The sequence below is a fragment of the Pseudomonas sp. LBUM1662 genome (assembly GCF_059695915.1).
Genome location: NZ_CP166793.1, coordinates 1,579,345 through 1,603,021 on the forward strand (window position 1 = coordinate 1,579,345; position 23,677 = coordinate 1,603,021).

23 protein-coding genes, 1 tRNA gene and 1 pseudogene are annotated in these 23,677 nt (G+C 58.1%); 19 read left to right on the forward strand and 6 right to left on the reverse strand.

All coding sequences use genetic code 11. From position 1 onward, the window contains the following. The first annotated feature begins 3 nt into the window (after window positions 1-3). On the forward strand, window positions 4-960 hold the full coding sequence (locus tag ACA049_RS07070; protein WP_497334193.1) for a MucB/RseB C-terminal domain-containing protein: 957 nt from the start codon (window positions 4-6) through the stop codon (window positions 958-960). 182 nt (window positions 961-1,142) lie between these two features. Beyond that, a complete protein-coding gene (locus ACA049_RS07075; protein WP_497334195.1) occupies window positions 1,143-2,570 on the forward strand; it encodes a DegQ family serine endoprotease in 1,428 nt (475 codons plus the stop codon). Window positions 2,571-2,648: 78 nt separating this feature from the next. On the opposite strand, the gene ACA049_RS07080 is transcribed toward ACA049_RS07075, so the two are convergent. Beyond that, window positions 2,649-4,082, reverse strand: a complete 1,434-nt coding sequence (locus ACA049_RS07080; protein WP_497334197.1) for a M48 family metalloprotease — start codon at window positions 4,080-4,082, stop codon at window positions 2,649-2,651. Window positions 4,083-4,180: 98 nt separating this feature from the next. Here ACA049_RS07080 and ACA049_RS07085 point away from each other — a divergent pair, with 98 nt between their 5' ends. Further along, window positions 4,181-4,420 carry a sulfurtransferase TusA family protein gene (locus ACA049_RS07085; RefSeq protein ID WP_497334199.1) on the forward strand — a complete coding sequence of 80 codons (240 nt, stop codon included), beginning with the start codon at window positions 4,181-4,183 and terminating at the stop codon, window positions 4,418-4,420. Window positions 4,421-4,451: 31 nt separating this feature from the next. Beyond that, window positions 4,452-5,522, forward strand: coding sequence for an AI-2E family transporter (locus tag ACA049_RS07090; protein WP_461957629.1), 1,071 nt, complete (start codon window positions 4,452-4,454; stop codon window positions 5,520-5,522). Window positions 5,523-5,622: 100 nt separating this feature from the next. Here ACA049_RS07090 and ACA049_RS07095 read toward each other — a convergent pair whose 3' ends face one another. After that, on the reverse strand, window positions 5,623-6,096 hold the full coding sequence (locus ACA049_RS07095) for a peroxiredoxin (protein ID WP_497334201.1): 474 nt from the start codon (window positions 6,094-6,096) through the stop codon (window positions 5,623-5,625). Between the two features lie 10 nt (window positions 6,097-6,106). Then, the gene (locus tag ACA049_RS07100) at window positions 6,107-6,667 is read right to left on the reverse strand and encodes a glycine cleavage system transcriptional repressor (protein ID WP_109628402.1); all 561 of its coding nucleotides are present in this window, start codon (window positions 6,665-6,667) and stop codon (window positions 6,107-6,109) included. A 328-nt stretch (window positions 6,668-6,995) separates the two neighbouring features. Here ACA049_RS07100 and dapA point away from each other — a divergent pair, with 328 nt between their 5' ends. From dapA to ACA049_RS07125, 5 genes are all read left to right on the forward strand, one after another. Beyond that, complete coding sequence (gene dapA, locus ACA049_RS07105) at window positions 6,996-7,874, forward strand: 4-hydroxy-tetrahydrodipicolinate synthase (RefSeq protein WP_497334203.1); 879 nt, start codon at window positions 6,996-6,998, stop codon at window positions 7,872-7,874. 17 nt (window positions 7,875-7,891) lie between these two features. Further along, window positions 7,892-9,007, forward strand: a complete 1,116-nt coding sequence (bamC, locus tag ACA049_RS07110; protein ID WP_497334205.1) for an NlpB/DapX family lipoprotein — start codon at window positions 7,892-7,894, stop codon at window positions 9,005-9,007. 4 nt (window positions 9,008-9,011) lie between these two features. Continuing rightward, entirely contained in the window at window positions 9,012-9,770 is a 759-nt protein-coding gene (locus ACA049_RS07115; RefSeq protein ID WP_008153089.1) for an MBL fold metallo-hydrolase, read from the forward strand. Between the two features lie 28 nt (window positions 9,771-9,798). Next, entirely contained in the window at window positions 9,799-10,512 is a 714-nt protein-coding gene (purC, locus tag ACA049_RS07120) for a phosphoribosylaminoimidazolesuccinocarboxamide synthase (protein WP_008034929.1), read from the forward strand. An 83-nt stretch (window positions 10,513-10,595) separates the two neighbouring features. Beyond that, window positions 10,596-10,685, forward strand: a tRNA-Ser gene (locus ACA049_RS07125). A gap of 126 nt (window positions 10,686-10,811) precedes the next feature. Here ACA049_RS07125 and ACA049_RS07130 read toward each other — a convergent pair. Then, window positions 10,812-11,108 carry a DUF3077 domain-containing protein gene (locus ACA049_RS07130; protein WP_497334207.1) on the reverse strand — a complete coding sequence of 99 codons (297 nt, stop codon included), beginning with the start codon at window positions 11,106-11,108 and terminating at the stop codon, window positions 10,812-10,814. A 546-nt stretch (window positions 11,109-11,654) separates the two neighbouring features. Between ACA049_RS07130 and ACA049_RS07135 the strand changes: the two are divergent. From ACA049_RS07135 to ACA049_RS07150, 4 genes and pseudogenes are all read left to right on the forward strand, one after another. Next, window positions 11,655-11,861 (forward strand): annotated as a pseudogene (locus ACA049_RS07135) (type II toxin-antitoxin system HicB family antitoxin); the annotation flags it as partial. A 41-nt stretch (window positions 11,862-11,902) separates the two neighbouring features. Next, window positions 11,903-12,226 (forward strand): hypothetical protein, encoded by a 324-nt coding sequence (locus ACA049_RS07140; RefSeq protein ID WP_497334209.1) that lies wholly within the window; start codon window positions 11,903-11,905, stop codon window positions 12,224-12,226. Between the two features lie 249 nt (window positions 12,227-12,475). After that, window positions 12,476-12,841 carry a hypothetical protein gene (locus tag ACA049_RS07145; protein WP_497334211.1) on the forward strand — a complete coding sequence of 122 codons (366 nt, stop codon included), beginning with the start codon at window positions 12,476-12,478 and terminating at the stop codon, window positions 12,839-12,841. Further along, complete coding sequence (locus tag ACA049_RS07150; RefSeq protein ID WP_497334213.1) at window positions 12,834-13,211, forward strand: hypothetical protein; 378 nt, start codon at window positions 12,834-12,836, stop codon at window positions 13,209-13,211. Before ACA049_RS07145 ends, ACA049_RS07150 begins: the two co-directional genes overlap by 8 nt. A 90-nt stretch (window positions 13,212-13,301) precedes the next feature. Here the strand turns inward: ACA049_RS07150 and ACA049_RS07155 are convergent, their stop codons facing one another. Both ACA049_RS07155 and ACA049_RS07160 read right to left on the reverse strand, forming a co-directional pair. Then, a complete protein-coding gene (locus ACA049_RS07155) occupies window positions 13,302-13,901 on the reverse strand; it encodes a cupin domain-containing protein (RefSeq protein WP_497336791.1) in 600 nt (199 codons plus the stop codon). Window positions 13,902-13,968: 67 nt separating this feature from the next. After that, window positions 13,969-15,930 carry an oxidoreductase gene (locus ACA049_RS07160; RefSeq protein WP_497334215.1) on the reverse strand — a complete coding sequence of 654 codons (1,962 nt, stop codon included), beginning with the start codon at window positions 15,928-15,930 and terminating at the stop codon, window positions 13,969-13,971. Window positions 15,931-16,260: 330 nt separating this feature from the next. On the opposite strand from ACA049_RS07160, the gene ACA049_RS07165 reads away from it, so the two are divergent. The 6 genes from ACA049_RS07165 to ACA049_RS07190 all read left to right on the forward strand — a co-directional run bounded on the left by ACA049_RS07165 (window position 16,261) and on the right by ACA049_RS07190 (window position 23,484). Beyond that, a complete protein-coding gene (locus ACA049_RS07165; protein ID WP_497334217.1) occupies window positions 16,261-17,541 on the forward strand; it encodes an OprD family outer membrane porin in 1,281 nt (426 codons plus the stop codon). A gap of 38 nt (window positions 17,542-17,579) precedes the next feature. Then, complete coding sequence (locus tag ACA049_RS07170; RefSeq protein WP_497334219.1) at window positions 17,580-18,887, forward strand: Xaa-Pro dipeptidase; 1,308 nt, start codon at window positions 17,580-17,582, stop codon at window positions 18,885-18,887. A 103-nt stretch (window positions 18,888-18,990) separates the two neighbouring features. Further along, the gene (locus tag ACA049_RS07175; protein WP_497334221.1) at window positions 18,991-19,638 is read left to right on the forward strand and encodes a TetR family transcriptional regulator C-terminal domain-containing protein; all 648 of its coding nucleotides are present in this window, start codon (window positions 18,991-18,993) and stop codon (window positions 19,636-19,638) included. Between the two features lie 92 nt (window positions 19,639-19,730). After that, window positions 19,731-20,447, forward strand: a complete 717-nt coding sequence (locus ACA049_RS07180) for a response regulator (protein WP_497334223.1) — start codon at window positions 19,731-19,733, stop codon at window positions 20,445-20,447. Between the two features lie 5 nt (window positions 20,448-20,452). Next, window positions 20,453-21,226, forward strand: coding sequence for a substrate-binding periplasmic protein (locus tag ACA049_RS07185; RefSeq protein ID WP_497334225.1), 774 nt, complete (start codon window positions 20,453-20,455; stop codon window positions 21,224-21,226). Then, window positions 21,223-23,484, forward strand: coding sequence for an ATP-binding protein (locus tag ACA049_RS07190; RefSeq protein ID WP_497334227.1), 2,262 nt, complete (start codon window positions 21,223-21,225; stop codon window positions 23,482-23,484). The genes ACA049_RS07185 and ACA049_RS07190 overlap by 4 nt, the downstream gene beginning before the upstream one ends. Window positions 23,485-23,677: the final 193 nt, after the last annotated feature.

Sequence of the window (23,677 nt, forward strand, 5' to 3'; positions counted from 1 at the left end):
ATCATGCGCGCCATCCCTCTACTTTCGCTTCTGCTCGGTGGCTGGTTTGTTGTTCCAGCCCACGCCGATGAAGCCCAGGACTGGTTGACCCGTCTTGGTCAGGCCGAGCAACAGCAAAGCTTTCACGGCACTTTCGTATACGAGCGTAACGGTAGTTTTTCTACCCATAACATCTGGCATCGTGTCCAGGATGGCAAAGTCCGCGAGCGTTTACTCCAGCTCGATGGCTCCGCACAGGAAGTCGTGCGCATTGATGGGCATACTCAATGCGTCAGCGGCGCCCTGATCGCAGGGCTTGGGGATTCACCCAATTCTGCTGCTCGTGCACTCGATCCACAAAAGCTGAAAAATTGGTATGAGCTTGCCGTCATTGGCAAGTCGCGTGTGGCTGGGCGTGCGGCAGTGATTGTTTCGCTGACGCCACGCGATCAGCATCGTTACGGTTTTGAACTTCACCTGGATAAGGAAACCGGCTTGCCATTGAAGTCATTGTTGCTCAATGACAAAGGGCAGTTGCTGGAGCGTTTCCAGTTCACCCAGTTGAACACCACCAGCGTGCCGTCTGACAGTGACTTGCAGGCAGGCGAAGATTGCAAGGCTGTCAACCTCGACAGCGACAAGGCTTCAGCCGTAAAGGCTGCCCAGGTTTGGCATTCGGACTGGCTTCCCCCCGGTTTTGAGTTGACCAGCAGCAGCGCCCGCAAGGATCCAGAGACCAAAACCCAGGTCAACAGTCTGATGTATGACGATGGTCTGGCACGGTTCTCGGTATTTCTTGAGCCATTGAACGGCGCCACCATCACTGACACCCGCACCCAGCTAGGCCCAACCGTTGCTGTTTCTCGACGCTTGACGACCCCTCAAGGCGAGATGATGGTGACCGTGGTCGGTGAGATTCCAATTGGTACTGCTGAACGGATTGCGCTGTCCATGCGCTCCGATGCCACTGCAACCAAGTAGTGAGCTGATATCGAAATGTTTGGTGAGCATTTCAATTTGCAAAAAAACCTGAATTTTTCTATAGGTCAGAGCCTCACGGCTCTGGCCTTGTTTTGTTGTTCCCGGAACAAAAATACCGGCGTATCTTTCCCGGTGTTCCTTGCTCCATATCGCTTAACCATGCTCGTCGTAACGGGAGCCGTATGTCGATACCTCGCTTGAAGTCTTATCTATCCATTTTTGCCACCGTGCTGGTGCTCGGTCAGGTGGTCACTGCTCAGGCAGTCGAACTGCCTGACTTCACCCAACTGGTCGAGCAAGCCTCGCCTGCGGTGGTGAACATCAGTACCACGCAAAAGCTGCCGGACCGCAGAGTGTCCAGCCAGATGCCCGACCTTGAGGGCCTGCCACCCGCGCTACGCGAGTTCTTCGAGCGGGGCATGCCGCAGCAGCCACGTTCGCCTCGCGGTGATCGTCAGCGTGAAGCGCAGTCCCTGGGCTCAGGTTTCATCATTTCGCCTGACGGCTACATCCTGACCAACAACCACGTGATCGCCGATGCTGACGAAATTCTCGTTCGTCTCTCCGACCGCAGTGAGTTGAAAGCCAAGCTGGTTGGCACCGATCCACGTTCCGACGTGGCGCTGCTGAAAATCGAAGGCAAGGATCTGCCCGTCCTGAAACTGGGCAAATCCCAGGACCTGAAGGCCGGCCAGTGGGTCGTAGCGATCGGTTCGCCGTTCGGTTTCGACCATACCGTGACCCAAGGTATCGTCAGCGCTGTCGGTCGTAGTCTGCCGAACGAAAACTATGTGCCGTTCATCCAGACCGACGTGCCCATCAACCCGGGTAACTCAGGTGGTCCGCTGTTCAACCTGGCCGGTGAAGTGGTCGGGATCAACTCGCAGATCTACACCCGATCCGGTGGCTTCATGGGCGTGTCGTTCGCGATCCCTATCGATGTGGCCATGGACGTTTCCAATCAGCTGAAAAGTGGCGGCAAAGTCAGCCGTGGCTGGTTGGGTGTCGTGATCCAGGAAGTGAACAAGGATCTGGCCGAGTCGTTCGGTCTTGAGAAACCAGCCGGTGCGCTGGTGGCCCAGATCCAGGAAGACGGCCCGGCTGCCAAGGGTGATCTGCAAGTCGGCGACGTGATCCTCAGCATGAACGGTCAACCGATCGTCATGTCTGCCGATCTGCCGCACCTGGTGGGCGCACTGAAAGAAGGCGAGAAAGCCAAACTTGAAGTGATTCGCGACGGCAAGCGCAAGAATGTCGAGCTGACCGTTGGCGCTATCCCTGACGAAGGCAAAGAGCTGGACTCGAAACTCAAGTCCGGTGTTGAAACCAACAGCAATCGCCTGGGCGTTGCCGTCGCCGATCTGACTGCTGAGCAGAAGAAAACCTACGACCTTAAAGGTGGTGTGGTAATCAAGGAAGTTCAGGATGGTCCTGCATCGCTTATCGGCTTGCAGCCAAATGATGTGATCACTCACCTGAACAACCAGGCTATCAACGACAGCAAGGAGTTCGCTGAAATCGCCAAGGCACTGCCGAAGAATCGTTCGGTGTCCATGCGGGTTCTGCGTCAAGGTCGTGCCAGCTTCATCACCTTCAAACTGGCTGAATAAACCGGTTGTCGGCTGAATAAGAAACCGCCTCGAAAGAGGCGGTTTTTTTGTGTCTGCGTTTTATGGTCCGGAAGACGGTCAGCCCATCATGTCCTTGACCATGCGCTCCTGCTCCATCAGCTCACGCTGCCGGGCGTCGATACGTGACGACAACGGGAAGTTGCTGCCAGCCTTACGCTTGGCGAAGTCCAGTTGCTGAATGGCCTGGCGATAGTCGCCAACCAGGGCAAAGTATTCCGCCCGAGCCTGATGCAAACCGATGATGTTGCCGGACAGGCCCCGCGTCTCGGCCACCTGATACCACACGTCCGGATCATCCGGACGCGACTTGAGCAACCCTTCGAGTGCTTTCTCGGCATCTGCCGCGCGGTTTTGTTTCAGCAGCAGATCGACACGCACCTGGTTCAGCGGATAGTTGTCTGGGTATTGAGTCAGCATCCGGTCAACCCGAGTTTGAGCATCGGGCAGACGATTGTTGGTGATGTCCAGATCCACCTGCGCCAGGTTGTAGATGATCTCGTTCGGTGATTTGGCCAAGAGCAGCTTGAGATTCTCCCGTGCCTCATTCAGCTGGCCACCCTTGATCTGGGCGATCGCCAAGCCATACCGGGCAACGTCGTTTTTCGGGTTCTCGTCGAGTTGCGCGCGAAAACGCTTCGCACCCAGGCCTGGGGTTTCTTCATAGACCAGTTGAACGCGAGCACGAATCAGCTGATACCGCATGGTGTCTTCGATGCCACCCTGTTTCGCCTGTTCGGCGCGGTTGCGGGTGTCGGCGATCCGCGATTCGGTCACCGGGTGAGTCAGCAGGAATTCCGGCGGCTTGGCGTCGAAACGGTATTGACGCATCAACCGTTCAAACATGGTCGGCATCGACCGCGGATCGTAACCGGCCTTTTCCAGATTGAGGATGCCGATGCGGTCGGCTTCCTGTTCGTTCTGGCGCGAGAAGCGTCGTTGTTCCTGAATCGCTGCCGCCTGCGTGCCCGCAATCGCCGCGATCCCGGCGTCGCCAGCCCCCGCAGCCGCAATGACGATCCCGGCCAGCAGGGCGGCCATCATCGGCACTTGCATGCGCTGTTGGGCTTCAACACCACGGGCAAAGTGGCGCTGCGACAAGTGAGCCAATTCGTGCGCCAGTACCGAAGCGTATTCGCCCTCGGTCTGTGCATTGAGGAACAGGCCGCCGTTGACCCCGACAATCCCGCCCGGCGCCGCAAAGGCGTTGAGCTGTGGACTGTTGATCAGGATGAACTCCAGGCGCCGGTCATTGACCTGACTGGTTTCCACCAGTCGGTAAACGCTGGACTCGACGTAATCCTTGAGCTGCGGATCGTTGAGCTGCGAGACCTGGCTGCGCAACAGCGCCAGCCACGCACGGCCCAGTTGGTATTCCTGTTGCGGCGAGACAATGGCAGAACTGGCGTCGCCGAGTGACGGCAGGTCGTCGGCGAAGCCCGGTGAGGCGAGCAGGCAAGCGAGCGTCAGCAGGGTAGGGCGCAAAAAAGTCATGCACAAAGCCTTAGTCGACAAAGACCTTACTGTAGCCGGACACTTGGCTTGGGACCAGATATTCTAGGCAACTCCACCACCTGACTCGGAGCGAAGTAATGACCGACGCTGTAACCCACGACGCCGAACTGGATGCCAGTGGCCTGAATTGCCCGTTGCCGTTGCTCAAGGCCAAGCTGGAGCTCAATAAATTGGCCAGTGGCGCGGTGCTCAAGGTCATCGCCACCGATGCGGGTTCCCAGCGCGACTTTCGCACCTTTGCCCGATTGGCAGGTCACACGCTGCTTCGCGAAGAAGATGAGGCGGGTGTCTACCGCTACTGGTTGAAAAAAGCCTGAAACCTGCTGCGTTCGTTTCTAAGGATTATTGATGTTCAAGGTGTTACGCGACTGGATTCAGCGCTACTTTTCCGATGAAGAAGCCGTGGTGCTGGCCGTGCTGTTGTTTCTGGCCTTTACCGCCGTGCTCACGTTGGGCGGTATGCTCGCGCCGGTACTCGCCGGGATGGTGCTGGCGTACCTGATGCAAGGCCTGGTCGTCACCCTAGAACGCCTGCGCATGCCTGGCGGGGTGGCAGTGGGGCTGGTCTTCGCCTTGTTCATGGGCGTTTTGCTGGTGTTCATTGTGGTCGTGGTGCCGTTGCTCTGGCATCAGCTGATCACGCTGTTCAACGAACTGCCCGGCATGCTCGCCAAGTGGCAATCGCTGCTGTTGCTGCTGCCCGAGCGCTATCCGCATCTGGTATCGGACGAGCAGGTGTTGCAGGCCATTGAAGTGGCGCGGGGCGAAATCGGCAAGTTTGGTCAGTGGGCGCTGACGTTCTCGCTGTCGAGTTTGCCGTTACTGGTGAACATCATGATTTACCTCGTCCTTGTGCCGATCCTGGTGTTCTTCTTCCTCAAGGACCGAGAGATGATCGGCCAGTGGGTGCGCGGCTATCTGCCGCGCGAGCGGGCGCTGATTACCCGCGTTGCCCACGAGATGAACCGGCAGATTGCCAACTACATTCGCGGCAAAGTCATCGAGATTTTCATTTGCGGGGGTGTGACGTACATCGGTTTCGTCGTGCTGGGTCTCAACTACGCAGCGCTGCTGGCATTGCTGGTGGGGGTGTCGGTGGTGGTGCCTTACGTCGGCGCGGTGGTGGTGACGGTGCCGGTCATGCTGATTGCGCTGTTCCAGTGGGGCTGGAGCGATCAGTTCATTTACTTGATGGCGGTCTACGGGATTATTCAGACGCTGGACGGGAATGTGCTGGTGCCGCTGCTGTTTTCGGAGGCGGTCAACCTGCATCCGGTGGCGATTATCTGCGCGGTTTTGTTGTTTGGCGGGTTGTGGGGATTTTGGGGGGTATTCTTTGCGATTCCGCTGGCGACGCTGTTTAAAGCTGTGCTGGATGCCTGGCCGCGGAAAGAGCCGGTGGTGGCGCCGCTGCTTTAACGGTCAGACTTGAGGGCCTTTTCGCGGGCAAGCCTCGCTCCTACAGGGACTGTGTAGGAGCAAGGCTTGCCCGCGAAGGCGTCCGAAAGAACGCCGAATATCAGGCCTTGTTCAGCGCCTGGGCCGCAGCCAACACCGCATCCACATGCCCCGGCACCTTCACGCCGCGCCATTCCTGGCGCAGCACACCGTCCTTATCAATCAGGAACGTGCTGCGATCAACGCCCATGTATTCCTTGCCATACAGCTTCTTCAGCTTGATCACATCAAACAACTGGCACAGCGCTTCTTCCTTGTCGCTGATCAGCTCGAAGGTGAACGCTTGCTTGGCCTTGAAGTTTTCGTGGGATTTGAGGCTGTCGCGCGACACGCCGAAGACTTCGGTGTTAGCCGCTTTAAAGGCCTCAAGCTGATCGCGAAAGCCCTGTCCCTGAGTGGTGCAGCCTGGCGTGCTGTCCTTCGGATAGAAGTAGATCACCACTTGCTTGCCTTTAAGGCCCGCGAGGCTGACGGTCTGTCCATTGGTCGCAGGTGCTTCGAAGTCGGCAACCGGTTGGTCGATGGCAACGGCCATGAAAGCTTCCTTACATTGGGTTTTGTGGGCGCCACGGTTCGATCAGCGCGTCCAGGTTCAGCGCGTCGGCGAAATCCAGGAACTGATCGCGCAGCCAGCTGATCTGCACGCCGGCCGGCAAGGTCACGGTAAACGTGGCGTTGAGCATGGTGCCGCCGGTTTGCGGCGCCTGATACGTGTCGCAGGTCAGGTTTTCCAGCTCGACGTTGTGGTCCATGAAGAACTGGCACAGCTCGTTGATGATGTCCGAGCGATAGGCCGAGCTGACATAGGCGACGTAAGGCAGGGCCTGGGGACGATTCTCCAGCGCCGCGCTACGCACCACGTTAACGGTGAATGCGTGCTTCTTGGCGAGGCCCGAGAGGCTGCCTTCCAGGCGCGCCAGGGCGTCCCAGCTGCCGGAGATCTCGAGGATCAACGCGCTGCACTCGCCATGACGGGTCAGGCGAGAGGTGACCACGGCGCAGCGGTTTTCATGGCTGGCGCGGCACAGGACGTTAGTCAGCTCCATGGGGTTGGCGCCGAGGGCACTGATGACAAGGAATTGTTCGCGAACTGTGGGGGTGGACATGCAGCATTCCTAAAGCGATGAGCGGTCGATACTTTTACGGGCTTTTACTACCGGGGGCGAGCCTGCGGATGCGAATTCAGAAAACCCGGGCCGAAGGTTGCAACATGCTCCATCAAGGCAAGAGCGAGGGGTGGCAACGCTGGATCGGGGCTTGTGATGCCGAAAATGGAGGCTGAAACCCGACGTGCGAGCTTATCAGTACCGATCAAAGTCTGAAGGGTAGCGAAAAGCAGCGCCAAGGGGAATGGCAGCAGCGCAGTACTTTGCTTGTACAAGCATCTTGGCGCCAGTACCATTACCGCTCTCTTTTTCCGGCAGGAGCGGTTGCATGATTGCGGGCAGTATGGTGGCACTGGTCACACCCATGGATGCACAAGGTCGTCTCGACTGGGACAGCCTGAGCAAACTGGTGGACTTTCACCTGCAGAACGGCACCCACGCGATCGTGGCGGTCGGCACTACAGGTGAATCGGCCACCCTCGACGTGAGCGAACACATCGAAGTGATTCGTTACGTGGTGAAGCAGGTGGCAGGGCGTATTCCGGTGATCGCCGGGACCGGCGCCAACTCGACGCGTGAAGCCATCGAGCTGACCACCAATGCGAAGACCGCCGGCGCCGATGCTTGCCTGCTGGTCACGCCGTACTACAACAAGCCGACCCAGGAAGGCTTGTACCAGCACTTCAAGGCCATCGCCGAAGCCGTCGACATCCCGCAAATTCTGTACAACGTGCCGGGCCGTACCGCCTGCGACATGCTGACCGAAACCGTGATCCGCCTGTCGACCGTGAAAAACATCATCGGCATCAAGGAAGCCACCGGCGACCTGACCCGTGCCAAAGCCATCATCGACGGCGTCAGCAAAGACTTCGTGGTGCTTTCCGGTGACGACGCCACCGCAGTCGAGCTGATCCTGCTCGGCGGCAAAGGCAACATCTCGGTCACCGCCAACGTCGCCCCGCGCGACATGAGCGACCTGTGCAACGCGGCCCTGAAAGGCGACGCCGTGACGGCCCGTGCGATTCACGAAAAGCTGATGCCGCTCAATAAAACCCTGTTTATCGAATCCAACCCTATCCCCGTGAAATGGGCGCTGCATGAAATGGGCTTGATGCCGGACGGTATCCGTCTGCCGCTCACCTGGCTCAGCGCTGCCTGTCACGAACCGCTGCGGCAGGCCATGCGCCAGTCCGGCGTACTGGTTTAATTGAGGAAGCACTACGCATGAAGCGATTGGCCGGACTTTCCGCACTTGCCTTGATTATCTCCAGCACCAGTGGCTGTGGATGGGTCTGGGGCCCGGAAGGTTATTTCCGTGACCGTGGTAGCGATTACCTGGAAGCGCAACAGACTGCACCTATGCAATTGCCGCCGGACGTCAGCACCGCCAAACGTCTGGACCCGCTGCTGCCGATCCCGCGCAACGTGGCCGATGACACCGCGAAGGGCGAGTACATCGTGCCGCGTCCGCAGCCATTGACGGCATCGGCTGACGCCAGCGCCTACTCGCTGCAGAAGAGCGGTGGTTCGAGTTCAATCCTGGCCCAGAATCCACCTGCCGAAGTCTGGCCAGTGGCTGTGCAGTTCTTCCAGGACAACGGTTTCCGTCTGGACGAACAAAAGCCGCAAACCGGCGAATTCACCACCACCTGGCAGCATGCCGACGAACTGTCGGCAGCGATGGCCAAGCGCCTGAGCGCCGCCGGTGTCAGCACCGACAGCGAAACCCGTGTTCGGGTGCGTATCGAGCCGGGCGTGCAGCGCAACACCAGTGAAGTCTACGTGGTCAGCGCCGAACGTCCTGCCGGCAGCACCGCCGACGTGGCCTTCACCAACCGTTCGGTCAACACTGGCCTGGACGCGGCACTGGTCGACGACATGCTCGCGAGCATGAGCCGCATTTCGGAGAAGGGCGGTTCGGTCTCCATGCTGGCTTCGCGTGATTTTGATACGCCAAGTCGCGTCAGCCTGAGCGAAGACGGCAGCGGCAACCCGGTTCTGAACGTTGGCAATGACCTGGACCGTGCCTGGTCGAGCGTCGGTCGTGCGCTGGAACAGGGCGAATGGCGCGTTGAAGACATCAACCGCAGCCTGGGCCTGTACTACATCAACCTCTCCGAAAAAGCCGAGAAGAAAGACGAGAAGCCAGGCTTCTTCAGCGGCCTGTTCGGCAGCGCGCCGAGCAAGGAAGAAGTTGAAGCCCGTGCCGAGCGTTATCAGGTTCGCCTGAGCAAGGTGGGCGACAACGTCCAGGTCACCGTCGAGAAAAACATCAACACCGTGGCGCCGGCAGAAGTGGCGCGCAAAGTGTTGAGCGTGATTCAGGACAACCTGGGCTGATCACATGCGTTTTGCCGTTCTCGGCAGCGGTAGCCAAGGGAACGGCACGCTGATAGCCAGCGCTGACACGTATGTACTGGTGGATTGTGGTTTCTCCCTGCGGGAAACCGAAAAACGCCTGCTGCGCCTGGGTGTGAACCCTGCGCAGCTGAGCGCGATACTCGTGACCCACGAACATGCCGACCACGTGCATGGCGTGGGTTTGCTGTCTCGGCGCTACAATCTGCCTGTCTACCTCAGTCGCGGGACCCTGCGCGGGATGCGCAAACCGATTGAACCGGCTGGCCTTCTGGCCGGCGGCGAGCAATTGCAGATCGGCGCACTGAGCATCGGCGTCATCGCCGTGGCCCACGATGCACAGGAACCGACGCAATATGTGTTCAGCGACGGTGAGCGGCGCTTCGGCCTGCTGACCGACCTGGGCTCCTATTGCAACAAGGTGCTGGACGGCTATCGGGACCTCGATGCGTTGATGATCGAGTCCAACCATTGCCGTGACATGCTGGCTCGCGGTCACTACCCGTACTTCCTGAAGCAGCGGGTGGGCGGTGAACTGGGACATTTGAACAACCACCAGGCGGCATTCCTGGTGTCTGAGTTGGGCTGGCAAGGCCTGCAACACCTGGTCCTGGCCCATCTGAGCAGCAAGAACAACCTGCCGCAGCTGGCCCGGCAATGTTTTGTCGATACCCTCGGGTGCGACCCGGACTGGCTGCAACTGGCCGATCAAGATTCAGGGCTCGACTGGCGACACATCGCCTAGCCCACCTACTTAGCAAGCGGAGCCCATCATGGAAAAACGTGAAGAACTCTACCGCGGCAAAGCCAAATCGGTTTTCAAGACCGACGACGCTGACCGCTTGATCCTGCTGTTTCGCAACGACACCTCGGCGTTCGACGGCAAGCGCATCGAGCAGCTCGACCGCAAAGGCATGGTGAACAACAAGTTCAACGCTTTCATCATGCAGAAACTCGAAGCCGCCGGCGTGCCGACCCAGTTCGACAAACTGCTGGGCGACAACGAATGCCTGGTTAAAAAACTCGACATGATCCCGGTCGAGTGCGTCGTGCGTAACTACGCCGCCGGCAGCCTGGTCAAGCGCCTGGGCGTCGAAGAAGGCATGAAGCTCAACCCTTACACCTTCGAACTGTTCCTGAAGGACGACGCCAAGGGCGACCCGTTTATCAACGAATCCCACGTCGTGGCCTTCGGTTGGGGCACCGCCGAGCAACTGGTTCGCATGAAAGAACTGTCGCTCAAGGTCAACGAAGTCCTGAGCAAACTGTTCGACGACGCCGGCCTGCTGCTGGTCGACTTCAAACTCGAATTCGGCGTGTTCTCCGACGGCTCCATCGTCCTGGGCGACGAATTCAGCCCGGACGGCTGCCGCCTGTGGGACAAGGCTACCGGCAAGAAAATGGACAAAGACCGCTTCCGCCAGGGCCTCGGTGACGTCATCGAAGCCTACGAAGAAGTCGCCAATCGTCTGGGCGTACCGCTTTAACCGACGCAAGCATCTGATAGCACGGAAAAATTTCGCTTAGGGGGTTCGCTTCCGGCGAAAGTGTTGTTATGATGCGCGCCGTTGGAGAGATGCCAGAGTGGCCGAATGGGACGGATTCGAAATCCGTTGTACCTTCACCGGTACCTAGGGTTCGAATCCCTATCTCTCCGCCATTATTGAATAAGACTAAGCCCCTGAAATTGTTAAAGATTTCAGGGGCTTTTTCGTTTCTGGCGTTTGGGTTAGGGCATTTGAAAAGGCAAAGGACCCGAGACCTCGGGGCGAATTATTCAGAATGATTAGCCGCTATTCTCGGTCTTCTTACCCTTGCAGGCGGGCTTAGGCGAAACCGCTTTCACCACATCATCAATCAGCGCTTTACCCATCGCCGTCAAATAGTGCGCGGTCCAGGCATGACGGTCTGTGTCTCTAAAGTACGCAGCGTCCTCTGTGAGCGCCTTGGCCAGGAACAGGAAGTCAGAGGCCTGTGCCAATGCAATGCTGACGGGTACGCCCGCGCTGACATGGAACAGGGCATTGTCTGAACAGTAGATGGGGGTGAAACCGATGGTTTTTGCTTCTGTTGGTTCGGTCATTGGCCACCTCCATAGACGCAAAGTTGAAGAGTTGACGAACAGCACCGCACAGAAGGTAGGTGCGTGAGAGGACGTATCTCGGACGGATTCAGTTTGTTCATTATCAGTTCCCTTGATTGGAAGAACTGCCACTTCGCTGTCTCAAAAGCGTGGGTGGCAGCGGTGCGTGGTGTGAGACCCGGCAATCAAGGTAACCGGTAGGCCCGAAAGCCTCCCACGCACAGCCGCCATAAAACCTAATCGCTGACGAAAAAACGCCGTAATAGGTTCTGTGGCGCTTTGCGCCTTGATTGTCCCCGGGGTCTCACGCCCGGTCGCTGAATGTGCAGCGACGTCTGCAGAGTATCCCGGCAAAGATGGGAGCAACAAGGCGGTGGCTTGCTGAAAAGCGCAGTAACGCGCTTCCTTACGCAACTCTCGGATTTTGCCTACAACTTCATCGAGAGTCACCCGGATATTCTGGCACCGACCCCACTCCGACAAACAAGCAACGCCCTACAAGGTTCGTGATGCGTGGGTTTTCCTTGAACAAGCAGGAGCCATCCCGTGAACATAATGAATTACCACGGCTATACCGCCCGAATTGAGTACAGCGACGAAGACGGTCTGTTTGTCGGCCATATCGCGGGTATCAAAGATGTGGTTGGATTTCATGGGGAGTCGGTAGCGGAGCTTCGAGATGCGTTTGAAGAGGCCGTCACTGATTACCTGAAGATATGCGAGGAAACCAGGCGCATCCCGCCCATTAGCTATCATGCAATAACGAGCTAAATCACCGGATCGCGGGGAAGAGCATGAACAGATGGCGGCGGCTTTGGTTGATTATCAAGCTGATAGCAGCTGTTGCGGCCTGCGTGGCTGTTGCTGTTCAGGCTTTTCTCTACATGCTGGAAAGCTCCGACGCCGTGCAGATTCACCCTTTGAGCATACTGGTTGTCGGGCTGATCTTTGGCTTCATTACCTTTGGGCTTCTTTCACTGATTGAAAGGGGTGTGTCGGGATTGGTGGCCCAGATCATTTCCAGACCTCATGCCGAACCTCAGGGCGATGCCGGTGCAACGCCGGAACGGCCACTGACCTTTCCAACTGAAGACCCCACTCATCTAAGAAACCCGTGACCCTGTTGCTGGTCAGCTTCGAGTGAGAGCCACGCCTGGACAATTCTCACAGCCATAATTCCGGGCTGACACAAACAAGCGAATCGTCCTACTTTCTACGCGGATACGTCCGAGATTGATCGAAGGTATATTCGTTTTCAGCGAAGACATCAGTCATGACTTCGTGGTCGAGCAGGTGGCTGGACGATACGCACCATCTTCTGGTTGATCGGTTAATCGATGATTTATTCCCTCAAGGAGGAGGTAGCGATGTACAGCGGCAGTGAAGAAGGTTTTCAGGGCGATGATCAGACCGGGGTGTCACGAGGCAAGCCAATGCCTGGGGATCTTCATCTGGATATCGGGCGGTTGGCCAACATTTTCAAAGCGCGAATAAAGAATACCGAGTGCCCGTTCTGTGAGCATGATGAGTGGGAGTTGCCACTCCAGGTTGGGGCGACGGGCGTAGGCTTGCCTTGGGCGTGTGGCAAAGAGTATTTACGCTCCGGCACACCGGCGGTGATGCTTAACTGCACGTACTGCGGATTTATTCGCCTGCATTCGCTCAGTGTGCTGGCAGATATCGTCGTCGAAGACGGCAGCAAAACCGTTGCGCTGGAGGCCTGCGATGAGTGAGCCTTTTGTGCTGGTAAACCTTGATGAGCATTACCCCGACCGCTTCCCGAGCAACAAAAGAAGTGGCAATGACGATAATGGACGAAGACCACCAGGTCCTCCAGGAGAAAACCCATTGGAACCGCGTGTATCCAAACTTGAAACGCATATCGAATACGTCCGGCGCGACCTCGGTGACCTTCGCGTGGAGTTTCGTGAGCACCGTCAAGAGTCTCGAACGGATTTTCGGGAGCACCGTGAAGAGTCTCGAACGGATTTTCGGGAGTACCGCAAAGAAGCTCGAACGGACTTTCGTTTACTGTTCGGCGCGTTGATCTCCACGGCGCTGGGCTTGGCAGCCATGATGGGAAAAGGGTTCGGGTGGTTGTAAACGAATGAAAAAAAACCGGCCAGACGCCGGTTTTTTTTGTGTAGTGGTCGTTCTACCTGAATCTATCAAGTACCGAGATGGGCCGAATCTTCAAAACGAAGGCGGCGTTATCACCCAAATCACTACCGCATCCACCTCTCCAGGGTTCCCGTACCGATGCGGCTCCTGGCTCGAAAAGCTGAAACTGTCCCCCTCATTCAGCTGGAAATATCGCTCCCCCACCCACAACTCAAAACTTCCCGACAGCAAATACCCAGCCTCTTCGCCTTCATGGCTGTAACTCTGCTGGCTGTAAGTCCCGGGAGGAAACCGTGAATGCAGCATTTCCAACTGTCGATTCGGCTGCGGTGTCAGCAGCTGATCCACGATTCCATCCTCGTAATGCACGCTCATCCGAGTGTTCTTGCGCACCACAACGCCGTTATCTTCAGGTGCCGTATTGCCCTCGCTGGCAAAGAACCATTGAATGGTCACACCCAGGCTACGAGCGATATTGAACAGCGCAGGAATCGACGGATAAGCCAGGTTCCGCTCCAGCTGGCTGATATACCCCGCCGTCAGCTCGCTCATCTGCGCCAGTTCCGCCAAGGTCATGCCCCGACGTTTACGCAACCCACGAATCCGTGTGCCGAGAAAATGCGGTTCTGCCGTGGCGCTGTCTTGTATGGGCGCGCTGCTGGCAGGCGGCATCTTGCTGCTGTTGCTCATGGCGTGCTCCAAACCGGGGATTCTAAAAGCCCCGGAGTATAAAACAGCCTCAAAGCGCCCAGGCGACTTTCAAACCTTCGTAGATGGCTTCTTCGGCGGTGCGCGGTGCGAGGCAGTCGCCGATGCGGCGAAACTCCACCAGGCCTTGCAGTTCGGTGCCGAGGGTATCGACGGGTTGATGGCCCTGGCAGAGCACCAGTGTGTCGATATTTTCGAACAACATGGGTTCGCCGCTGGCGGTGTGTTGCAGGTAGACAGTGTTGTCGTCGCAGCCGTACAGGCGGGCGTAAGGCGTGATCGGGATGCCGAGTTTGTGCAGCTCGCCGGCCAGTTGATCGCGCACGTACAGCGGCAGGTTTTCGCCGCAATGGGTGCCGTTGACGGCCAGTTGCACCTGGTGCCCGGCGCGTACCAGGCGTTCGGCGATACCGGGGCCGATCCAGTCGGCGCGCCAGTCGACGACCACCACGGACCGGCCGACTTGCACTTCATCGCGCAGCACTTGCCAGGCGTCGACGACCTGCAGTTCGCCGCCGCGTTCGAACGCTGGCCAATAGGGTTCGGCGCCAGTGGCGACGATCACCATGTCCGGGCGTTCGCGTTCGACCAGCGCCCGGTCCACCCGGGTGTTGCGTACGACGCGCACGCCAGCCAGCTCCATTTCCCGTTGCAGGTTGGTGCTGGCGCCGCCGAATTCGGCACGTCGAGGCAGCAATTGCGCCAGCAGCACCTGGCCGCCGAGTTGCGAGCTGGCTTCGTAAAGGGTCACGTCATGTCCGCGCTGGGCCGCCACGGCGGCGGCTTTCATTCCGGCGGGTCCGCCGCCGGCGATCATGATGCGTTTGCGTTGCCCCGCCGGTTGGCGCTGGCCGAAGATCAACTCACGACCGGTTTCCGGGTGCTGGATGCAGGAAATCGGCAGGCCCTTGTGGAAGTGGCCGATGCACGCCTGGTTGCAGGCAATACAGGCGCGTACATCCTCGACATGGCCGGTGTCGGTTTTGTTGGGCATTTGCGGGTCGCAGATCAGCGCGCGGGTCATGCCGCAGACATCGGCCTGGCCACGCGCCAGGATCAGTTCGGCTTCCTGCGGCTGGTTGATGCGCCCGGTGACGAACAGTGGAATCGACAGCCCGGCCTTGAACGTTCCGGCTTCCTTGGCCAGATAAGCGGCTTCGATCGCCATCGGCGGCACAATGTGCACGGCACCGCCTAATGACGCCGAGGTGCCGGCGACGATGTGCACGTAATCCAGAAGCGGTTGCAGGGATTGCACGGCGGCCAGGGATTCATCCTCGGTCAACCCTTCAGGGTCACGTTCATCGGCGGAAATGCGCAAGCCGATGATGAAGTGTTCATCGGTGTTGGCGCGCACGGCGGCGATCACTTCACGCAGGAAACGCAGGCGTTGCTCCAGCTCCCCGTTGTAGCCATCGGTGCGACGGTTGACCCGCGGATTGATGAATTGCGCCGGCAGGTAACCGTGGCTGGCGACCACTTCCACGCCGTCGATTCCGGCCTGGTACAAACGTCGAGCCGCGGCCCCGTAACCGGCGACGATCTCATCAATCATCGCTTGATCCAGCGCACGCGGCATCACCCGGAAACGCTCGTTCGGCACCGCCGAAGGTGAGTAGGCGACAGCCAGCAAGCCATCGCTGGACTCCATGATTTCCCGACCCGGATGGAAGACCTGCGACAGCACCACGGTGCCATGAGCGTGGCAACTGTCAGCGATTTTTCGATAACCCTCGATGCAGGCGTCGTCGGTGGCCATCAGCACATGCGAGGTATACCGCGCGCTGTCATGCACGCCGGCCACTTGCAGCACGATCAGCCCGACGCCGCCTTCGGCCCGCGCAGTGTGGTAAGCGATCAGTTGCTCGTTGACCAGGTTGTCGGTGGGCATCGAGGTGTCGTGACCGCTGGACATGATGCGGTTTTTCAGGCGTTTGCCACGCAGTTGCAAGGGTTCGAACAGGTGCGCGAAGGCAGGGGAAGCGGTCGACATGGTGCGGTTACTCCAGGCAGGCTGAAGCCGAAAGGCCGGTTTTCGGCGTTATTGTTTTTCTATATGAATTTACCATCAGTAAAAAATCAACTGATTTTTTTACTGGTTGTGTGTTTTAGCCCACCACGCCTGACGGGCGGAAACAGACTTATCGATATTGCGTGGTGTGTGATGCGACATGTAATACGCGCATTACATCCCGTTACTTGACTTACATATGCTTATCATATTTCCACATCTTAAAACTGTTAATTACAAGATCAGTCTGCTTAACATTGTGGTTGTAGAGGCGTGACAGAAAACAATAATAATCAAAGCCCTGAGGTCTACATGAAGCTGCGTTCCCTGTTAGGTGTCGCTGTAATTTCGGTGTCCGGAAGTTATATGAAAGCCCAGGCAGAAGAGGCTGCTGGCGGTTTTGTTGAAGACAGTTCGGCCACTCTTCTCGCCAGAAACATGTATTTCAATCGAAACTCCCTTTCCGGCTATCCCGATGCACGAGGTTGGGGGCAGGGGTTTCTGTTGGACTACAAGTCAGGTTTTACTCAAGGCCTTATCGGCTTTGGTGTCGATGCCAGTGTCGATACTGCTTATAAACTTGACGGTGGGCGCGGGACCGTGGGGTCGGGTATGTTTCCCGCGGAGGGAGACGGTGAAAGAACTGAATCGTCGACATTGAATACTTCGGTAAAAATGAAGTGGTCGAATACGATTATCCAGTATGGCGATCTGCGGCCATACAACCCGGTACTTGCCACCCCCGACTCGCGCTTGATGCCGGTGACCACAAGAGGCATCCAACTGCTGAGCACCGACATCGAGAAAGTCAGTATCGATGCCGGGCACTTCTTCTCCAACAAAGGCTCTGCCAGTACGGACCATGACGGCGATTTCTATGCCGGCTACGCCGGGGTGAAAGGGGGCAATGTCGATTACGCCGGTCTGACGTACCAGCCAGTGGAAGAAGGCAGTGTCGGCTTCTATGTGTCTCGGACAGAAGACTTGTGGCACCAGTACTACATGAACGCCAACTACACCTTTGCGCTGCCCTCCGAACAAACGCTGAATGTCGACTTCAACCTGTACCGCTCGCTCGATGAAGGGCAGTCCCTGGCTGGCGACATCAACGTCACCGCCTGGTCGCTGGCAACGGCCTACGCCACGGGCCCGCACACGGTTACCCTGTCTTATCAAAAAATCCACGGTGATGAACCGTTTGATTACTTGATGGCAGCGGACGGCACTTACATGGACTCTATCTATCTGGCCAACTCGTCGCAGTACGGAGACTTTAACGGTCCGGGTGAACAGTCGGTGGGCTTGGGTTATCAATACGACTTTGGAAGTAATGGCTTTATCCGGACTACTTTAGGTGTGCGTTATGTTTACGGTTTCGATATAGACAATAAACAAGTTGATCCCGAAGGTTTGTATACTTACTTTGCCGGCTCCGATAAGCAAATTGAACGTGATGTCGATCTCAAGACCGTCGTTGAAAGCGGACCTCTGAAGAATCTCTCGGTTCGTGTGCGTTATGCGGACTTCCAGTTCACGGGTGACAGTGTCAAGCAAGTGCGAATCATCACCCAGTACCCGTTCGATCTTTTTTGATGTGCACATCTGAATCCGATAAAAACAAGAGGTTTCACATGAAAAATATTCCGATCAAATGTATTGCGTTAGCGGTAACACTTTCCTCATTGGCGTTGTCCGCTCACGCAGAGACGGTGTACGTCCATGCCGGCCGTTTAGTGGACGTCGAGAAAGGTAAAGTACTGACCGATCAACGCATCAAGATTGACGGTGAGCGCATCGTTGCCGTGGAACCGTGGAGTGCGCCGCCAGCCGAAAGCAAAGTGATTGATTGGTCTGCCAAGACTGTCCTGCCGGGTCTGATCGATATGCACACGCATATCTCCGATTGGGACATGACCAACAACGTGGCTGAGCCGCTTCTGCATTCCCCTCAGGATGTTGCGCTCATGGGTGCGAAACACGCCTACCAAACCTTGCGGGCGGGTTTTACAACCGTGCATGACCTGGGCACTTATCGAGCCTTCACCGACGTCGCACTGCGTGATGCAATCAACGCGAATCGGGTGTTGGGGCCACGGATGAACGTCGTCGGGGCTTACATCACCGTAGCCGGCGGTGGTGGTGAAGTGACCGGGTTTGCCCCGGGCGTGGAGATACCGGCGGACATGCGCGTCGGCGTTTACCGTGATGCCAATGACGCCAAGTTGAAGACCCGTTATCTGTTCCAGCACGGCGTCGACACTATCAAGATGATGGGCACAGGCTCCGTACTGGCCGAAGGTACTGAACCGGGTCAAATGGAAATGACCGAAGAAGAAATGCGCGCCGTGGTACAGGAGGCCAAGGTTCATAAAAGCTATGCCACCGTCCATGCCCATGGCGCAGAAGGCATCAAGGCCGCTATTCGCGCAGGCGTCAGATCCGTTGAACATGCATCGCTGCTGGATGATGAAGGCATCAAGTTGGCGAAAGACAACGGTACTTATCTGGTCATGGACATTTACAACGGCGACTACATCGATGAAGTGGGGCGCAAGGAAAACTGGCCTGAGAGTTACTTGCGCAAAAACACTGAAACGACCGACGTACAACGTCAGGCATTCCGTAAAGCGGTCAAGGCCGGGGTGAAAATCGCCTACGGCACCGATGCGGGTGTTTATCCGATTGGTACCAACGCCAAGCAGTTTGCCTACATGGTGAAATACGGCATGAGCCCAATGCAGGCCATCCAGTCCGCTACCGTCGTTGCCGCTGACCTGCTCAATTGGCAGGCGGACGTCGGTGCCGTCAGTTCCGGTCGATTCGCCGACATGATCGCCGTCGACGGTGATCCGCTCGCCGACATCTCAATCCTTGAGAAAACCCCGGTCGTGATGAAGGGCGGTGCGATTGTTCCGCCTGATGTGCTGCCCGATATGTAAAAAGCCTCAACATCTGGAGTAGACGAGGGTTGTTGCTGTACAGTCGTTCAGCTCGCGAACGGCTCATACAGAGCTCAACCCTCGCCTCCAGGAACGTCGCCCCATGACTCAGGAAGTCCGATTCTCCAGAATGGCGCCGGAGCTGCGCAAAACCAATCTCATCGAGGCCACGCTCGTGTGCCTCAAGCGCCACGGCTTTCAGGGCGCGTCCATTCGCAAGATTTCCGCCGAGGCCGGTGTGTCGGTCGGGCTGATCAGCCATCACTATTCGGGCAAGGACGAACTGGTCGCAGAAGCCTATCTGGCGGTGACCGGTCGGGTCATGGGGCTGTTACGCGCCGCCATGGAACAGGCGGCGCCCAATGCCCGCGAGCGTCTGTCCGCCTTCTTTCGCGGCTCGTTCTCCGCTGAACTGCTGGACCCGCAACTGCTCGACGCCTGGCTGGCCTTCTGGGGCGCGGTCAAGACGGCAGAGGCGATCAACCTCGCGCACGAACATTCCTATGGCGAGTATCGCGGCATTTTGCGCAAGGTGCTGACCGAGCTGGCGCAGGAGGAGGGCTGGGAAAACTTCGACGCCGATCTGGCGGCCATCAGCCTCAGCGCTTTACTCGACGGTCTGTGGCTGGAGTCCGGGCTCAACCCCGGCACCTTTACCCCTGAACAGGGCATGCAGATTTGCGAAGCGTGGGTCGATGGTTTGCAGGCGGGTGGGCGTCAGCGTTTCTGTTTGCAGACGACGGGCTGTTGATCGATCGTTCAGCAATGGATACTCTCAGGCGTCAGTGCAGCAAAAAACTCTAATAAGAAACACGCCTACGGGCACACGCAGGACACCATGCGATGACTCCTCGGGTATTGATCGTCGATGACGATCCGTTGATTCGCGAACTGCTTCAGGCTTACTTGAGCCAGGAAGGTTACGAGGTGCATTGCGCCGCGACCGCTGAGCTGGCCGAAACCTTTCTGGCGAGCCAGACAGTCGATCTGGTGATGCTCGATATCCGCTTGCCCGGCAAGGACGGCCTGACCCTGACCCGGGAGCTGCGGGTCCGTTCGGAAGTCGGGATCATTCTGATCACCGGGCGCAACGACGAAATCGACCGCATCGTCGGCCTTGAGTGCGGCGCCGATGACTACGTGATCAAACCACTCAATCCACGCGAACTGGTGTCACGGGCGAAGAACCTGATTCGCCGGGTTCGTCATGCTCATACGCCGAAAGCGGTGGCGTCTGTTTCCAGGCCGGTCAAACAGTTTGCCGCCTGGGCCCTGGACACGGATCGCCGCCGGTTGATCGACAACACCGGCAGCGAAACCCTGCTGACTCACGGCGAGTATCAATTGCTCAGCGTATTCCTGCGCAACAGCGGCCACACCCTGAGCCGCGATCAGCTGATGGATCAGATCCGCAACCGTGAATGGGTGCCCAACGACCGCTCCATCGATGTACTCGTCGGACGCCTGCGACGCAAGTTGCACGATGACCCGGCCGAGCCGCAACTGATCATCACCATCCACGGCGCCGGTTATCTGTTTACTGCCAGCGTGGCAGCCTGACCACGATGCCGCGCCTGTTCTGCTTGCTGTTGGCGTTGCTCGCCGGCAGCGCGATGGCGGCGGAAAAAATCCGCTATTGCGACTATCCGGTCTACCCCCCGATCTCCTGGACCGACGGCAAACAGGTGCGCGGCGTTGCGCCCGGCGTGGTGAAAGCACTTTTTGGACAGCTGGGCTATGAAGTCGAAATCGTCGAGCTGGACAACTGGAACCGCTGCGTGCGGGACGCCGCCGAAGGCCGGGTTGATGTGGTGTTGATGTACAGCACTGCGGAGCGCGAGCAGAGCATGGTCTTTTCGACGGTGCCGGTGTTGCGCGAAGAAGTCGCGGTGTTCATCAATCGTCGTCACCCGGTGACAATCGAGCGTCTGGAGGACCTGGCCAATTACCGTGGCGGATTGTTATTCGGTGAAAGTTACGGCGTGGTGTTCGACCGCTTCGTCGCCGAGCATCAGAACATCGAAATGGTCTCTGACAGCAGTCAAAACTTCGGAAAACTGATTCGCGGTCGCATCGATTTCATCGTCTCGGAGCGGCGCACCGGGCAGATGCGTGTCGAGACCCTGCCGGGGGCGCAAGACATTGTCGCGTTACCCAATTCCTTTGGTGTGGATTACCTGCGGGTGGCCGTGTCGCGCCGTTCAGCGCTGGCCGGCCGCATGCCGGAAATCGATGCGCAGTTGAAGCGCATGGTCGACTCGGGTGAGGTCGACCGTTTGCTTCACGAGAGCCAGGTCACCTACCGCGACATGATCAAACTGCCGGTCGATACCCAATGATCCGCGCCCGTCCCGGTGGACTGCTGCGGCGTCTGCTGCTGTTCATTCTGTTGTTCAGCCTGTGTTTCACCGTCCTCGCCAGCACCGTGCAGTTGTACTTCGAATACCGCCGCGAGATGCGCGAGATCGATTCGCGCATGGAGCTGATTCGCGCCGGGTATCTGGCCAGCCTGGAACGCAGTCTCTGGGACTTGAATCAGGAGCAACTGAATGTGCAGCTGCGCGGATTGGTGGATTTTTCCGACGTGGCGCGGGTGCGTCTGACCAGCCCGGATTTCGATTTGCTGCAAGGCAATCCGGACCCGGCCGGGCCGCTGCGCATCGAGCGTTTTCAATTGGACTATCAACCACCGTCCGGGGCGCGACGGCATCTCGGGCAACTGGAAGTCAGCACCGATCTGGGTGCTGTGCGTCAGCGTTTGTATGCCACCGGCTTGACCAGTTTGCTGTGGATGAGCGTGTTTCTGTGCGGGTTGGCGGTTGCCCTGTCGTGGTTGTTTTACCGCCTGGTGACCCGACACCTGAAAGTCATGGCCGAGTTCGCACGACGCATCGCCGCCGGTGACTGGTACGAGCCGATGCATCTGGACAAGCGCCGCAGCGCCCACCCGGATGAGATCGACACCGTCGCCTACGCGCTGGACGACATGCGCCGGGCGATCCTCAGTGACATTGACCGCCGGGAATCCGATCGGCTGGCCCTGCAAGATAACCGCGATGAACTGCTGCGAATGGTCGAGCGCCGCACCGCCAGCCTGATGCGCGCGAAGGACGAAGCCGAGGCGGCCAATCTCGCCAAATCGCGTTTTCTCGCGACCATGAGCCATGAGTTGCGCACACCGCTGAACGGCATCCTCGGCATGGCGCAATTGCTGCGCGGCGCGAGTCTGGATGAGCGCGACGGCAAGCGTCTGGATGCGTTGTACAAGGCGGGCGAAGGGTTGCTGTCGATTCTCAATGAAGTGCTGTATTTCGCTCGATTGGAGGAAGGGGTCAGCCACCCGGAACCTGTGGACTTTTCGCTTCGACAGTTGCTGGACGAGGTGCTGACGTTGCTGGAACCGCGTGCGTTGAGCAACGACACGACGCTGCACTGCCGGATGGATCCGCAGGTCGCTGATCGGCACCACGGCGCCGAACAATTCTTGCGTCAGGTATTGAGCAACCTGCTGGCCAACGCGATCAAGTTCACCGAGGGCGGGGAGGTCAAAGTCGAGGTCGTGCTGCTGGCTCCCATCCCGCAACAGACCGGGCAACGGCTGCGCGTGAGTGTGACCGACAACGGCATCGGCATTGCTCCGGCGGTGCAGGAGAAGATTTTCGAGCGCTTCACTCAGGCCAGCGAGGAAGTGGCGCAGCGCTTCGGTGGCACCGGTCTTGGTTTGGCCATTTGCAAACATCTGGTGGAGCAGTTGGGCGGGCAGATGGGCGTTGAAAGCGACGTCGGGCAGGGCAGTTGTTTCTGGTTCGAAGTGACGTTGCAGGCATCCACCGGCACCCCCGATGTGGCGTCCAGCAGCGAACCCGGCAGGGCGCTGAATATTCTGGTGGTCGAGGACGTGGCGTTGAACCGGGAAGTGGTCAGCGGCTTGCTGCAACGGGACGGGCATCAGGTCTGGCTCGCTGAAGACGGCGAGCAGGCGCTGATGCAATGTGCCGGGCAGGCCTTCGATCTGATCTTGCTCGATGTGCACCTGCCTGGCATCAGCGGTGTCGAGTTGTGCACACTGATCCGCCGCACCGAAGGCCCGAACCGCCACTGCCGAATCTTCGCCCTGACCGCCAGCGTGCAACCGGCGCTGGTACGCGGTTATCTGGATGCCGGGATGGACGGCATTCTTGCCAAACCGCTGAAGCTCGACAATCTGCGTCAGGCACTGGCCGGGAACTCACCCACACCGGCGCCGCAGCCTGATGACGAAACGATGGACTGGCCGCTGCTGGACACTCATCGCACCTTGCTCGGTGAACAGAAACTGCAGGGGTTGCTGGCGGTGTTGCGCGATTCCATCCGTCAGCATCGCGAAGCGCTCACGGAAGCGATCGAGGCCGACGATTGCACTGAAGTCGCTCATCTGGCGCATCGCCTGGCTGGCAGCAGCGACTCATTGGGCTTTCGGGCATTGGCCACTGTGCTGCGCGCACTGGAAGAAGCCGCGCTGGTCAATGACGAGTCAAGGTTGCGGGCATTGGCGCCGCAGGTTCATGCGCAATTGCAGCATTCTCAGAAGACCTTGGCCGATCTGTTGCACACCTGACCTACAAGTTCGTTACGACTTTTTACAACTTCGATCTCTACGGTCAACGTGAGCTTACATGGTCTTCCAATAATCGAGACAACCGCCACAGCGCGGTCTTCGAAGCTTATTGGAGATAATAATAATGAACCGCCGTAAAGCACATCCCTCCTTGCGCCGTGGCGCGCTCCTCATCAAGTACTGAGGCGCGGAC

Excerpts from the sequence above, each read along its gene's own strand:
- ACA049_RS07070 (WP_497334193.1), top strand. The coding sequence starts at position 4 with ATGCGCGCCATCCCTCTACTTTCGCTTCTGCTCGGTGGCTGGTTTGTT.
- ACA049_RS07075 (WP_497334195.1), top strand. The coding sequence starts at position 1,143 with ATGTCGATACCTCGCTTGAAGTCTTATCTATCCATTTTTGCCACCGTG.
- ACA049_RS07080 (WP_497334197.1), bottom strand. The coding sequence starts at position 4,082 with ATGACTTTTTTGCGCCCTACCCTGCTGACGCTCGCTTGCCTGCTCGCC.
- ACA049_RS07085 (WP_497334199.1), top strand. The coding sequence starts at position 4,181 with ATGACCGACGCTGTAACCCACGACGCCGAACTGGATGCCAGTGGCCTG.
- ACA049_RS07090 (WP_461957629.1), top strand. The coding sequence starts at position 4,452 with ATGTTCAAGGTGTTACGCGACTGGATTCAGCGCTACTTTTCCGATGAA.
- ACA049_RS07095 (WP_497334201.1), bottom strand. The coding sequence starts at position 6,096 with ATGGCCGTTGCCATCGACCAACCGGTTGCCGACTTCGAAGCACCTGCG.
- ACA049_RS07100 (WP_109628402.1), bottom strand. The coding sequence starts at position 6,667 with ATGTCCACCCCCACAGTTCGCGAACAATTCCTTGTCATCAGTGCCCTC.
- dapA (WP_497334203.1), top strand. The coding sequence starts at position 6,996 with ATGATTGCGGGCAGTATGGTGGCACTGGTCACACCCATGGATGCACAA.
- bamC (WP_497334205.1), top strand. The coding sequence starts at position 7,892 with ATGAAGCGATTGGCCGGACTTTCCGCACTTGCCTTGATTATCTCCAGC.
- ACA049_RS07115 (WP_008153089.1), top strand. The coding sequence starts at position 9,012 with ATGCGTTTTGCCGTTCTCGGCAGCGGTAGCCAAGGGAACGGCACGCTG.
- purC (WP_008034929.1), top strand. The coding sequence starts at position 9,799 with ATGGAAAAACGTGAAGAACTCTACCGCGGCAAAGCCAAATCGGTTTTC.
- ACA049_RS07130 (WP_497334207.1), bottom strand. The coding sequence starts at position 11,108 with ATGACCGAACCAACAGAAGCAAAAACCATCGGTTTCACCCCCATCTAC.
- ACA049_RS07140 (WP_497334209.1), top strand. The coding sequence starts at position 11,903 with ATGAACAGATGGCGGCGGCTTTGGTTGATTATCAAGCTGATAGCAGCT.
- ACA049_RS07145 (WP_497334211.1), top strand. The coding sequence starts at position 12,476 with ATGTACAGCGGCAGTGAAGAAGGTTTTCAGGGCGATGATCAGACCGGG.
- ACA049_RS07150 (WP_497334213.1), top strand. The coding sequence starts at position 12,834 with ATGAGTGAGCCTTTTGTGCTGGTAAACCTTGATGAGCATTACCCCGAC.
- ACA049_RS07155 (WP_497336791.1), bottom strand. The coding sequence starts at position 13,901 with ATGCCGCCTGCCAGCAGCGCGCCCATACAAGACAGCGCCACGGCAGAA.
- ACA049_RS07160 (WP_497334215.1), bottom strand. The coding sequence starts at position 15,930 with ATGTCGACCGCTTCCCCTGCCTTCGCGCACCTGTTCGAACCCTTGCAA.
- ACA049_RS07165 (WP_497334217.1), top strand. The coding sequence starts at position 16,261 with ATGAAGCTGCGTTCCCTGTTAGGTGTCGCTGTAATTTCGGTGTCCGGA.
- ACA049_RS07170 (WP_497334219.1), top strand. The coding sequence starts at position 17,580 with ATGAAAAATATTCCGATCAAATGTATTGCGTTAGCGGTAACACTTTCC.
- ACA049_RS07175 (WP_497334221.1), top strand. The coding sequence starts at position 18,991 with ATGACTCAGGAAGTCCGATTCTCCAGAATGGCGCCGGAGCTGCGCAAA.
- ACA049_RS07180 (WP_497334223.1), top strand. The coding sequence starts at position 19,731 with ATGACTCCTCGGGTATTGATCGTCGATGACGATCCGTTGATTCGCGAA.
- ACA049_RS07185 (WP_497334225.1), top strand. The coding sequence starts at position 20,453 with ATGCCGCGCCTGTTCTGCTTGCTGTTGGCGTTGCTCGCCGGCAGCGCG.
- ACA049_RS07190 (WP_497334227.1), top strand. The coding sequence starts at position 21,223 with ATGATCCGCGCCCGTCCCGGTGGACTGCTGCGGCGTCTGCTGCTGTTC.